This window comes from Pseudomonas azerbaijanoccidentalis (assembly GCF_019145495.1).
Classification (GTDB): Bacteria; Pseudomonadota; Gammaproteobacteria; order Pseudomonadales; family Pseudomonadaceae; genus Aquipseudomonas; species Aquipseudomonas azerbaijanoccidentalis.
This window is the reverse complement of the sequence record NZ_JAHSTU010000005.1, coordinates 294,930-307,508: the sequence shown is the minus strand read 5'-3', so window position 1 is coordinate 307,508 and position 12,579 is coordinate 294,930. Positions and strand designations below refer to the sequence as shown.

Here is a 12,579-nt window from a genome sequence, read left to right as displayed (position 1 = left end):
AAGCACAATGTCCTATCTACTTCCGTTCGAATTTGTCACCAAGATGCTGGATGCCGGCGAATCAAAGATTCACATGTCGACACGCGACACCCTGATCAGGAGCTACATGGCCGGGGCTATTCTGGCGCTGGCGGCGGTGTTCGCGGTCACCATCGCGGTGCAGAGCGGTTCTGCCTTGTTGGGTGCGGTGCTGTTTCCCGTGGGTTTTTCGATGCTGTACCTGATGGGCTTCGATCTTCTGACCGGGGTGTTCGTGCTCACGCCGCTGGCGTTGCTGGACAAGCGCCCCGGCGTCACCGTGCGGGGCGTGTTGCGCAACTGGGGGTTGGTGTTCGTCGGTAACTTTGCCGGCGCACTGACGGTGGCTTTCATGATGGCGTTCGTCTTCACCTACGGTTTCAACGCCGGCCCCGGTGCCGTCGGGGAAAAGATCGCCAGTATCGGCGAGGCCCGTACCCTGGGCTACGCGCATTATGGCGTGGCAGGCTGGATCACGATTTTCCTGCGCGGCATGCTGTGCAACTGGATGGTGTCGATGGGCGTCGTGGGGGCGATGATCTCGACCTCGGTGAGCGGCAAAGTGATCGCCATGTGGATGCCGATCATGCTGTTCTTCTTCATGGGTTTCGAGCATTCGGTGGTCAACATGTTCCTGTTCCCGTCCGCGATGATCATGGGCGGCGGGTTCTCCGTCATGGACTACCTGATCTGGAACGAAATCCCGACAGTGCTGGGCAATCTGGTCGGTGGCCTGGCCTTTACCGGGTTGACGCTCTACAGCACGCACATCCGCACGGCGTCCAAGCGCGCCTTGGTTTAAGGCAGGGGAGGGACCGCCGTCTACCCGAAAGTGGACGGCGGTTGCGTCTCAGGGTTTGGCCTGGGCTTTCATTTTTTCTTCAATCTTCGCATCCACTGCCGCACGAATCTGATCGATGCTGAAGCTGGCCGGTTTCTGGCTCGGTGGATATTCGATAAACGTCTGCAGGAAGCGCGCAGCCTTGGCCACACCGGCCGCCAACAGGTACGAGTTTTTCACCAGCCAGTCGTTGTACTGGTCCGAAACCATGTCGGCGCGCTCATACGGGTCCATGCGCAGGTTGAACAGCTTGGGCACGCGCAACGGCACGAACGGGCTGCTCCACACGGCAAAACCACCGGGTTCACGCTGCTCGGCGAAGACCACTTTCCAATTGTCGTACCGCATGGACACCAGCACGCCGTCGTCGTTGAAGTAGTAGAACTCCCTTCGTTCACCTTTCGGTTGTTGGCCGGTCAGGTATGGCAGTTGGTTGTAGCCGTCCAGGTGCACTTTGAAAGTGTTGGCACCTGACGTCGGTGCCCAGCCCTTGAGCAGTTTGTTTTTCACATCGGTTTCGCCCGCCGCGGCCAGCAGCGTCGGGAACCAGTCCATGCCCGAGAACATTTCGTTGGAGACTTCACCGGCCTTGATCTTGCCCGGCCAGCGCACGATGGCCGGTACGCGGTAGGCGCCTTCCCAGTTGGAGTTTTTCTCGTTGCGGAACGGCGTGGTCGCCGCATCCGGCCAGGAGAACTGGTTTGGGCCGTTGTCGGTGGTGTAGACGACGATGGTGTTGTCGGCGATTTTCAGGTCGTCGAGGGTTTTCAGCAGTTTGCCGACGTCGCCGTCGTGCTCAAGCATGCCATCGGCGTATTCGTTGCCAGGCATGCCGCTCTGGCCTTTCATCGAGTCGCGTACGTGGGTGAAGACGTGCATGCGCGTGGTGTTCATCCAGACGAAGAACGGCCTGTCGGCTTTGGCCTGTTTTTCTATGAACGTTTGTGCGGCGGCAGTGGTTTCGTCGTCGATGGTTTCCATGCGCTTGCTGGTTAGCGCGCCAGTGTCTTCGATCTTGCCGTCGGCGTAGCTGTGGATCACGCCGCGAGGCGTGCGGGATTTGACGAAGTCAGGGTCATCCTTGGGCCAGTAGGGGCGCTCGGGTTCTTCTTCGGCGTTGAGGTGATAGAGGTTGCCGAAGAACTCGTCGAAACCGTGGTTGGTCGGCAGGAACTCATCTTTGTCGCCGAGGTGATTCTTGCCGAATTGTCCGGTCGCGTAACCCTGGGACTTGAGCGCCTGTGCGATGGTGATGTCACGCTTTTGAATGCCGATGGGCGCACCGGGTACACCGACTTTGGTCAGGCCGGTGCGCAGCGGCGACTGGCCAGTGATGAACGACGAACGACCGGCGGTGCAGCTGTTTTCCGCGTAGTAGTCGGTGAACATCATGCCTTCATGGGCGATGCGGTCGATGTTCGGCGTCTTGTAGCCGACCACGCCCATGGAATAGGCGCTGATGTTGGTCTGGCCGATATCGTCGCCGAAGATCACCAGAATGTTGGGTTTGTCAGCGGCGTTCGCCGCCATAGCCATGACCGTTGTTGCCATGAAGGCGAGTTTCGGCAGCCACTTTGTTATGCGAGTCATCTGACTGGCTCCTTGTTGACGGGCGTCGCGCAGGGCGACCAGTGGCCATGTTCGAGCGTCATCAAACGGTTTGCGCCACCCACATCAGGTGGCCATGACCTGTAGAAGTCGCCGCAGGCTGCGATCTTTTGACTTTGGCTTTTTCAAGATCAAAAGATCGCAGCCTGCGGCAGCTCCTACAGTGAATCGCGCGGCGTCAGGAGTTGCGGTTGTCGATATGCAGTACGGCCCCGGTCACGCTGGCGCCTGCGCCGCTGGCCAGCAACAACAAGGGGCCGTTGAGTTCTTGCAGGCCGGCGTCCTTGTCACGTCCGGCGGCGATGACATTGACGCGTATCCGGTGCGGCGTCAGCGATTGGGCCATGGCGCGGCTCATGCGGATCAGGCTGCTGTTGGGCCTCAGGCAGGGATTTGGCTCGCTGATCGGGCGCGGTGGCGGGTCGATGTTGACGATGCTGCCGCCTCGTTCGGCCTTGATCATGTGCAGGCTGGTGCAATGGACGATTTGGTTGTTGAGCGCAATGTGCTCGCGCTCGGCGCTGTTGTTGATCAGCACATCGACACTGCCGAAGCGCTCTTCGACAGCCACCAGCGCTGCCTCGATGCTGGGGCGGTGTGCGCTGTCGAGGCTGACGGTCAACACTTCACCGCCTTCCCAGCGCAGGTCCGCCGCCAGTTGTTCCAGTTGCGAAGCGTGCGGTGCGCCGATGGCCACGCGTGCTCCGGCGAAGCTGATCAGCCGGGCGAAATGCGCGCCCAAACGGGTGGTGGCATCGGCCACCAGTACGGTTTTGCCGGCCATGGAAAAGGGTTGCATGAGGTCGCTCATGAGCGTGCCTCCCTCGGTTTGGCGCGGGGTGTCGCGACAGGAACCGCACCGAGCATTTTCATCACCAGGTCTGAGTAATGGCGGATCACGTCATCGACGCTCCAGCGACCGTCGGCTTGATACCAGACGCAGGCATGGGTAAGCATGTTGAACAGGGTGCGGGCCATCAGCTTGGGTTCGGCGCAACTGAGCGAGCCCTCCCGGACGCCTTGTTCCAGCAGGTCCTGCAAGCCTTTGAGGTAAACCCGACGAGCTTGGCGGACCAACGCCAAAGAGTCTTCATCCAGGCTTCTGAATTCCAGATTGCCGAGCACGGCCTGGTCCTGATGTTCCAGGTGATAGCGCACATGGCAGGCAATGAACGCTCGCAGTTTGAGCGCGGCGTTGGCGGCAACAGCGGGGCGCCGCCGTTTCCATTCGTGGGACAAACCCTGGAGGTATTCCAGGATCAGCTCCAGCAACAATTCGCTTTTGCCTTTGTAGTAGAGGTACAGCGTCGAGGCATTGATCCCCGATTCCGCCGCGAGTTGACGAAGGCTCATCGACTCGTAGCCGTTACGCGAAATCAGCTTGATGGCAGCCAGGCGGATGGTGCTTTCGGTCATGTTCATGGTGTGATCCTGAGACCCTGTGGGAGCTAGCCTGCTAGCGATGGACGTCAACGATCACGCGGGCTGTCTGAGTGATCACGTTGCCCTGACGTCCATCGCGAGCAGGGCTCGCTCCTACAGTTTTGGGTTATTGCAGATTGCCGGCGACGGCGATGGTCTGCGCCGTGATGTAGTTCGATTCCGGCGAGCAGAACAGGTACACGGCGTCGGCCGCTTCCTTGGTGGTGCCGGGGCGACCCAGCGGGTTGCGCTGGGCGAACGACTTGGCCGCTTCCGGGCTGATGCCGACGCGAATGTCACGACCTTCGATGTTCACCGTGGCGCCGGCATGGGCGTCGGCGCTGGTCATGCGCGTCTCGATGAAACCGAAGGCCACGGCGTTGACGTTGACTTTGAAGCGGCCCCATTCGCGCGCCAGCGCACGGGTCATGCCGAGCACACCGGCCTTGGCCGAGGAATAGTTCATCTGCCCGGCGTTGCCATTGAGCGCCGACACCGACGAGATGTTCACCACTTTGCGGAACACTTCGCGTTCGGCGGCGGCGTCAGCCTGGGCTTGCGCCTTAATGATCGGGTAGGCCGCACGCAGGATGCGGAACGGTGCGGTCATGTGGCAGTCGAGAATGGCGTACCACTGCTCGTCGCTCATCTTCTGGATCACGTCGTCCCAGGTGTAACCGGCGTTGTTGACGATAATGTCGATGCCGTTGAAGTTGTCCATCGCAGTCTTGATGTAGCGCTCTGCGAAATCCGGGGCGCTGACGTTGCCGTGGCACACGGCGGCTTCGCCACCCAGCTTGCGGATCATCTCGGCAGTTTCGTGGGCCGGATCGGCATCGAGGTCGTTGATCACGATGCGTGCGCCTTCACTCGCCAGTTTCAGGGCGATTTGCTGGCCGATGCCACGACCGGAACCGGTGACCAGTGCGATTTTGCCGTCAAGTTTTGCCATGGGGTATTGCTCCTCAATTCTTGGGTTTGTTTACAGAGCGATCACAGCGTCACCAACAATCTTGGTGTCGCCGTATTGATTGGTGGTGCGCACTTCAACCTTGATGCGTTGCTCACCGTCGACGTCAAAACGCTCGACCACGGTGCCGGTGCAAGTGATCTGGTGGCCCAGGTGGGTGATGCCGAGAAAGCGCACGCCGAACTCGCGCAACTGGCGCTGATCGACCCACTGGGTCAGCAGGCGACCGAGGTAGGCCATCGACAACATGCCGTGGGCGAACACGTCGGGCATGCCTGCCTTGCGTGCGTAATCGGTGTCGATGTGGATGGCGTTGTAGTCACCCGACGCACCGGCGAACAACGCCAGGGTGGTGCGGTTGATTGGTGGCAAGGCCAGCGGTGGCAGGGTGTCACCGACGTTGATTTTTTCCAGGCTTATGGCGTTCATGGTTGTTCTCCGCTTCAGCTGTTGCGCTGCACGAGCACGCTGCGCAAGTCCGCGACGTGCTCACCGTGCTGATTGGTGACTCGGGTTTCACGCACCACGAATTCCAGCGCGCCACCTTTCTTGTCGTAGATGTCGGCGATGCGCACATCGAAGCGCAGGGTGTCGCCGGCATAGGCCATGCGGTGATAACGGAACGACTCTTCACCGTGCAGGATGCGCGCGGTGACGATGCCCAGCTCGTCACGCCAGGCGTTCGACGGGATCTGGAATTCAAGCGAGAACAGGAAGGTCGGCGGCAATGGCAAGTTCGGATGGCCCGCGTCGCGAGCAGCCTGCTCGTCGAAGTAGATCGGGTTGGTTTCCCCGGTGGACTTGGCGAAGAAACGCAATTGCCCGGCTTCAGCGGTAGCGAGGAAGGTGGGCAGTTGTCTGCCGATGTGTTTTTTGTCGATCATCTGAATGACTCCTTTTCAAAGCCCGCGGCTTCAGTGCTTCTGGTACACGGTGACGACGCAGGCGCCGCCCAGGCCGAGGTTGTGCTGCACGGCGATGCGCGCGTCCTGCACCTGGCGTTTGTCGGCGGTGCCGCGCAACTGGTGGGTCAGCTCGTAGCACTGCGCCAGGCCGGTGGCACCCAGCGGGTGGCCCTTGGAGAGCAGGCCGCCGGACGGATTGGTCACCCACTCGCCGCCGTAGGTGTTGTCGCCGTCGTTGACCAGTTGCTCGGCGCCACCTTCGGCGCACAGGCCCAGGCCTTCGTAGGTCAGCAGCTCGTTCTGGGCGAAGCAGTCGTGTAACTCGATCACGTCGATATCTTTCGGCCCAATGCCGGCCTGGTTGTAGGCGATGTCGGCGGCCATGCGCGTCATGTCGAAACCGACCACGCGGATCATGTCCTTGGCGTCGTAGGTGCTCGGCAGGTCGGTGGTCAGGGCCTGGCCGGCGATCAACACGTCAGTGCGCAGGCCGTGTTTTTTCGCGAAGGCTTCGGAGACCACGATGCTGGCGGCGGCGCCGCAGGTTGGCGGGCAGGCCATCAGGCGCGTCAGTACGCCTTCCCATAGCATGGGGGCGGCCATGACTTCTTCGGTGCTGACCACATTGCGGAACACCGCCAGCGGATTGTTTGCCGCGTGGCGGCTGGCCTTGGCGCGGATCTTGGCGAAAGTGTCCAGTTGGGTGCCGTACTTCTGCATGTGGGCGAAACCGGCACCGGCGAACTGGCGGATCGCGGTTGGCAGGTCGGGCATGCCCACCAGTTCGTTGGTCAACTTGAGCGCGCGCTCGGTGGCTGGCGCGCGGTCGGTCCAGGCGGACTTCAGCGCGCCCGGGTTCATCTGCTCGAAGCCGAACGCCAGGGCGCAATCGACTGCACCGCTGGCCACGGCCTGACGGGCAAGGAACAGGGCGCTGGAGCCGGTGGCGCAATTGTTGTTGACGTTGATCAGCGGAATGCCGGTCATGCCCACGCGGTACAGGGCTTTCTGGCCGCAGGTGGAGTCGCCGTAAACGTAACCGGCGTAGGCCTGCTGGATGTCGCGAATGTCCAGGCCGCAATCGGCCAGGGCCAGGCGAATCGCCTGTTCACCCATGATGTCGTAGGGCTCGTTGGTCCCCGGTTTCTTGAACTGGATCATGCCGACGCCAGCCACGAACACTTTTTGGCTCATCGTTGTTTTCCTTTTTGTTGGAGAGGTTCAGAGCTTGCGCGCGATCATTTCGCGCATGACTTCACTGGTGCCGCCGTAGATGCGGTTGACGCGCATGTCAACGAACGCGCGGGCAATCGGGTACTCCAGCATGTAGCCGTAGCCGCCATGCAGCTGGACCATGTCGTCGATGCATTTCCACAGGGTTTCGGTGGTGTAGAGCTTGGCGATCGCGGCTTCTTCGAGGGTCAGGCGCCGACGCATGTGCTCGCCCAGGTAGTAATCGACCATGACGCGCATGGCGGTGGCCTGGGCCTTGATGTCGGCGAGCTTGAACTTGGTGTTCTGAAAGTCCCACACGGTCTGGTTGAACGCCTTGCGGTCTTTCACGTACTCGATGGTTTGCTTGAGCAGACGTTCCAGTTTGGCGGCGGCGGATACCGCGATGGAGAACCGCTCCTGTGGCAGTTCACCCATCAGGTAGGTGAAGCCCAGGCCTTCTTCACCGAGGCGATTGCCCACCGGCACGCGAACGTTGTCGAAGAACAGCTCGGCGGTGTCCTGGGCGTGCTGGCCGACCTTTTCCAGTTTGCGCCCGCGCTTGAAACCGGGGCGGTTGGTTTCCACGGCAATCAGGCTGATGCCCTTGGCGCCGGCGCTTGGGTCGGTCTTGCACACGACGATCACCAGGTCGGCGGTCAGGCCGTTGCTGATGAAGGTCTTGCTGCCATTGATAACGTACTCGTCGCCGTCACGCACGGCGGTGGTGCGCACGGCTTTCAGGTCGCTGCCGGTGCCGGGTTCGGTCATGGCGATGGCGAGGATGATTTCGCCGGAACAGATGCCCGGCAGCCACTTCTGTTTTTGTTCGTCGTTGCCGCAGCGGTTGATGTAGGGCGCGATGACGTCGGAGTGCATGCCGAAGTAGGCGCCGCTCACACCGGCCCGGGCGAACTCTTCGTTGAACACCGCGCAGTGACCGAAATCACCACCGCCACCACCGTATTCGGTGGGCAGGGTGATGCCGAGCAAGCCTTCGCGACCGGCCTTGAGCCAGGTTTCGCGGTCGACTTGACCGGCCTTGTCCCACTCGGCCTGTCGGGGCAGGCATTCGCGCTCGAAAAAACGTCGCACGGTAGTGCGGAACATCTCATGGTCTTCGCGGAAAACGGTTCGGGCGATGTGCACGCAAGACTCCTCATCGATGGCAGGCCGGCAGTGGGCCAGGCGCCTGTGAATGAGGCTTACGATAGGTGGGGGGCATCGGGCGAACGCCACCCGAGGTGGGTGGCGGGTTGGAAATTCAATGATCCATGGATGGAAACACAATCCCTGTTGATTGCGTTCCCCCTGTAGGAGCTGTCGAGTGGAACGAGGCTGCGATCTTTTGATTTTCACAAGCCAGATCAAAAGTTCGCAGCCTGCGGCAGCTCCTACAGGATGTTCGTTTTATTTCGGTTGGGTGTCGGTATCGCTATGCGACTCAAGATCGCGCACCCGCGCCACCGCTTCATCGCGGCTGCTGACGCCAAGCTTGCTATAGATGTGGCTCAGGTGCCATTTCACGGTTTCCGGGGACAGCCCCAGGGCGCGGGCAATTTTCTTGTTGGGCAGGGCCTGGGCGAGCAGGCGCACCACTTCGATTTCCCGTTCGCTCAACGGTTCGATGCCACTGGCCAGCGGTTTACTGGTTGTCGCCGTGGCCGGTTTGTCCTTCGAGACGGCGGGCGCCGTCAAGTCAGCCGCTTGCAGCCGTTCGACATAGAACGCCAGCACCGGGTCCAGGGTTTCTCGATTGGCGATGTCGGTAATCAGTTTCAACCCATCCGGATGGGCGTCTAGCAAACTGCGCACCAGGCCGAAGCGTTGCCCGCGGCGCAGGGCTTCCATGATTTTTTCCCGTGCCCGCTCATGGTTGCCGCGTTCGGCTTCGATCACGGCACTGAGCACCAGCAGGCGTACGGTGCCGAGTTGGCGGCGGTGGCGTTCGCACGTTTCGATCAAGCGCTCGATGCGCGTTGATGCGCCGTCCAGATCGCCTTGCGCCAGTTGCCAGCGTGCGCGGGCGTTCTCGGTGAGGATGTGGATTTCCTTGAGCGCCGTTTGCCCGGCATCCGGGTGGCGGGCGTCGATGGCTTCCAGGCGCGTCAGTTTGGCGTGGGCCGCTGCGGATTCGCCGAGGATCAATAGCCAGCGCACCTGCCAGGTCAGGCAGTACGCTTGCAGGCGTTCCAGGCCGAGTTTGATCGCGTATTCATCCAGTCGCTCGACAAATGCCAGGGCCTCCTGCTGATTGCCCGCCAGCCATTGCACATTCCACAGCACTTGCAGCACGCGCAGCACCGAATCGGGGATCGAGATCCTCTCCAGAATATCGATCCAGCCCGACAGCAGTTTGAACGCCGCGTCGACGTCATTGGTTTCGTACAGCACTTCGCCCAACAGTGCCGCGGACAGGTAAGTGGCATCGGCACCGGCCTTGCCGCAATGGCTGGCCTCATGCAGTACATCGCGATAAACCCTTTCGGCCTGGGTCATCTGGCCCTCCAGCGCCAGGCTCAAGCCAATCATGCAACGCCCCTGAAGGCTGCCCGCCGTGGTTCCCAGCAGCGGCTCGCCATTGATCAGCAAGTCAGGGCGGTCGAGTTGCACTTGCCGGGCCTTTTCGTACTCGCCGCGGTGCATGTACAGCCAGGACAGGATGTTGGCGCAGGAACCTATGGCAACGCTGTTGCTGCCCGGTGGCGGGTTGAGCAATTGCGGCAACACCGTCATCGCGGCGTCGGTGTCATCGCGTTGCAATGCCAATGAAGCGCGCAGCAGCGAGATCATGAAACGGTCATGCACTTCGCTTTCGGGAACATCCCGGAACAACCGCTCCAGACTCTCGGTGCAGGCCACAAAGTCCCTGGCATACAGCTGCATCCGCGTTTTTAGGATGCGCAACTTGACCCGCGCCTGTACGTGCTCGACCGGCAGTAACCGCACCAGCTCGATCAACATGCGCAAGTCGCCATGGGCATACAGCGCCTCGGCGTGTTGCTCCACCAGATCGGCTGCGGCGCGAGGATCGCCGCCCATGACGGCATGGTGCACGGCTTCATCCAGGTGATGGTGCTCGCGGAACCAGTTCCATGCCCGCACGTGCACCGTCTGTTGTTCTGCCTTGCTGCGCGAATCGAAATACTTGAGCAGGGTTTCGCGCAGCAGCGGGTGCAGGCGATACCAGGTTTCGCGCTCGGCGCTGTCCACCGGAATCAGGAACAGGTTATCCCGCTCCAGCCGCGCCAAGAGCGCATTGGCCTCGCTGACAGCCTCGGGATGGCCACTGAGGGCCGCGCACAGCGAGGCGCAAAAGCGGTTGCAGACGGCCATGAGCAACATCAGGTCGAGGTCTGTCGGTGACAGGTGGGACAGCACTTCGACTTCAAAAAACTTGGCGAAGGCCTGATCGTCGCGCAGTTGCGCTTGTCCGCCGGCAGCGGCCGGACGGTTCTTCTTGTGGCTGACCGCGAGCAGTTGCAGCCCTGCGACCCAGCCATCGGTGAGTTCATGCATCTGCTTGGCGTCGCGGGTATTGATCTCGCCCAGTTGCGCCTTTAGGAACTGTTCGGATTCCGTCGGGGTGAAGCGCAGGTCCCGCAGGTTCAGTTCCAGCACCAGCTCCTGGCTGCGCAATCGTGCCAGGGACAGCGGCACCGCACTGCGCGAGACCAGCGCCAGGTGCAGGTTGGCCGGGGCGTAGTCGATCAGCCATTGCAGGGCCTGATGAATGCCGACGTCGGTCAAGTGGTGCAGATCGTCGAGTACCAGCACCAATTCACGGCCACGGGCGGCAATGCTGCGCACCAGGGTGATGACGGTGCGTTCCACCGCTTCGCTGTCGATGCCGCGGCCTTCCAGCTGGATGGCTTCGCGGACGAGCGCCGGGTCGATCTGCCCGAGGCTGGCCAGCAGGTAATCGATGAAACGGGTCAGTTCGTTGTCGTCCGCCGACAGCGTCAGCCAGGCGACGTCATAGCCCAACGGCAACAGCGCCTGGCGCCAGGCGATCAGCGTTGAAGTCTTGCCGCAGCCGGCCGGCCCCTTGAGCACGATGCACCGCTGGCGGCGGGCCTTGAGCATCTGGTCTTGCAGCCGTTCGCGCGAAATCAGGCGGCCGGCGCTGCGTGGCGGGATCAGTTTGGTGTTGACGATCGGCGACTGAACCGGATTGAAGGCCTGGCTGGCAAGTGGGTCCGATGCATTGGACTTGCGGGGTTTGTCCATGGGGCTTTCCGATTCTTTTTTTGTTTTGTGAGGGCCTCGAATCCCTTCGAGTGTAACCCAGACCATTGGCCCTGGGAGCCTGTCTTTGGCGGCCACCACCCGATGCGGGTGGTGGTCGCTGATCGGTGCGTTGGTCTACTGGGAGGCACAAGAATAGGAGGGCTGCGGCGCTCCGACAGAACAACGGAGCGACGGCAATGGGCGTACTGAGCGGCATTCGAGTGGTGGAGTTTGAGGCAATCGGGCCGGCGCCCTTTGGCACGATGCTGCTGGCGGACATGGGCGCTGACGTGGTGCGCATCGACCGTCCGGTAAAGGCCGGTGACCTGGGGCCGAAGCTTGAGGGCAAACGCGCCGATATCACCGGTCGCAACCGCCGTTCGGTGACGCTGGACCTCAAGCGCCCCGACAGTGTCGCCGCCGCGTTGGCGTTGATCGAGCGTGCTGATGTGCTGGTCGAAGGCTTTCGCCCCGGCACCATGGAGCGTCTGGGCCTGGGGCCGGATGTGGCGCTCAAGCTCAATCCGCGCCTGGTCTATGCCCGTATGACCGGTTGGGGTCAGACCGGCCCCATGGCCGACCGTGCCGGGCATGATCTGAACTACATTGCCTTGTCCGGTGTGCTGTCCAGTATCGGCCCGGCTGGTGGTCGGCCGGTGCCGCCGCTGAACCTGGTCGGTGATTACGGGGGGGGCGGCATGTTGCTGGCGATGGGCACGTTGGCGGCGCTGGTCAATGTGCAGCGCGGCGGCACGGGCCAGGTGGTCGACGCGGCCATGACCGAGGGCGCCGCGCAATTGGGTTCGGTGATCTGGGGTTTGCTGGCCGGTGGTCATTGGCAAGAACAGCGCGGCAGCAACCTGCTTGACGGCGGCGCGCCGTGGTACGACACCTACGCAACACGCGATGGTCAGCACATGGCGATCGGGCCCCTGGAATCTCGGTTCTATGGGCAAATGCTGGAGATCCTCGGGCTGTCCAACGCAGACCTTCCGTCGCAACACGACCGGGCCGGCTGGCCCCGATTGCGTGAAGCGTTTACTGCCGCATTCCTTGGCCGCACCCGCGAGCAATGGGTCGAGGCCTTCGACGGCAGCGACGCTTGCGTGGCACCGGTGCTGGGTCTGACCGAAGCCGCGCAGCATCCCCATGGTGTCGCCCGTGGCAGCTTCATCGAGGTCGACGGTGTGGTGCAACCGGTGCCGGCCCCACGCTTCCTTGGCACGCCTTCGGCACATCCGCAACCGGCCCCCGAACGTGGCGAACACGGCGGCGAAGCCCTGCGCGATTGGGGTTTCGACGCCGACGCCATTGAGCGTTTGCGTGAGCTGGGTCTGGGATTCAACGCCTGAAAACAATCATAAAAATCACGG

11 protein-coding genes are annotated in these 12,579 nt (G+C 61.9%); 2 read left to right on the top strand and 9 right to left on the bottom strand.

The genetic code is table 11. From position 1 onward, the window contains the following. The first annotated feature begins 7 nt into the window (after positions 1-7). Positions 8-820 (top strand): formate/nitrite transporter family protein, encoded by an 813-nt coding sequence (locus tag KVG88_RS18985; protein ID WP_217872392.1) that lies wholly within the window; start codon positions 8-10, stop codon positions 818-820. A gap of 48 nt (positions 821-868) precedes the next feature. Here KVG88_RS18985 and KVG88_RS18980 read toward each other — a convergent pair whose 3' ends face one another. From KVG88_RS18980 to KVG88_RS18940, 9 genes are all read right to left on the bottom strand, one after another. Continuing rightward, positions 869-2,449, bottom strand: a complete 1,581-nt coding sequence (locus KVG88_RS18980) for an arylsulfatase (protein ID WP_217872391.1) — start codon at positions 2,447-2,449, stop codon at positions 869-871. A gap of 196 nt (positions 2,450-2,645) precedes the next feature. Then, positions 2,646-3,278 (bottom strand): SDR family NAD(P)-dependent oxidoreductase, encoded by a 633-nt coding sequence (locus KVG88_RS18975; protein ID WP_217872390.1) that lies wholly within the window; start codon positions 3,276-3,278, stop codon positions 2,646-2,648. After that, positions 3,275-3,889: a TetR/AcrR family transcriptional regulator gene (locus KVG88_RS18970; protein WP_217872389.1), complete on the bottom strand. Its 615-nt coding sequence runs from the start codon at positions 3,887-3,889 to the stop codon at positions 3,275-3,277. The genes KVG88_RS18975 and KVG88_RS18970 overlap by 4 nt, the downstream gene beginning before the upstream one ends. Before the next feature lie 127 nt (positions 3,890-4,016). Further along, positions 4,017-4,841, bottom strand: a complete 825-nt coding sequence (locus tag KVG88_RS18965) for an SDR family NAD(P)-dependent oxidoreductase (RefSeq protein WP_217872388.1) — start codon at positions 4,839-4,841, stop codon at positions 4,017-4,019. 30 nt (positions 4,842-4,871) lie between these two features. Further along, complete coding sequence (locus KVG88_RS18960) at positions 4,872-5,288, bottom strand: MaoC family dehydratase (protein ID WP_217872386.1); 417 nt, start codon at positions 5,286-5,288, stop codon at positions 4,872-4,874. 14 nt (positions 5,289-5,302) lie between these two features. After that, complete coding sequence (locus KVG88_RS18955; RefSeq protein WP_217872384.1) at positions 5,303-5,743, bottom strand: MaoC family dehydratase N-terminal domain-containing protein; 441 nt, start codon at positions 5,741-5,743, stop codon at positions 5,303-5,305. 30 nt (positions 5,744-5,773) lie between these two features. Beyond that, positions 5,774-6,958: a lipid-transfer protein gene (locus KVG88_RS18950; protein ID WP_217872382.1), complete on the bottom strand. Its 1,185-nt coding sequence runs from the start codon at positions 6,956-6,958 to the stop codon at positions 5,774-5,776. 27 nt (positions 6,959-6,985) lie between these two features. Next, a complete protein-coding gene (locus KVG88_RS18945; RefSeq protein WP_225934076.1) occupies positions 6,986-8,086 on the bottom strand; it encodes an acyl-CoA dehydrogenase family protein in 1,101 nt (366 codons plus the stop codon). A gap of 300 nt (positions 8,087-8,386) precedes the next feature. After that, positions 8,387-11,206 carry a winged helix-turn-helix domain-containing protein gene (locus KVG88_RS18940; RefSeq protein WP_217872378.1) on the bottom strand — a complete coding sequence of 940 codons (2,820 nt, stop codon included), beginning with the start codon at positions 11,204-11,206 and terminating at the stop codon, positions 8,387-8,389. 197 nt (positions 11,207-11,403) lie between these two features. On the opposite strand from KVG88_RS18940, the gene KVG88_RS18935 reads away from it, so the two are divergent. Then, positions 11,404-12,558, top strand: a complete 1,155-nt coding sequence (locus KVG88_RS18935; protein ID WP_217872377.1) for a CaiB/BaiF CoA transferase family protein — start codon at positions 11,404-11,406, stop codon at positions 12,556-12,558. Positions 12,559-12,579: the final 21 nt, after the last annotated feature.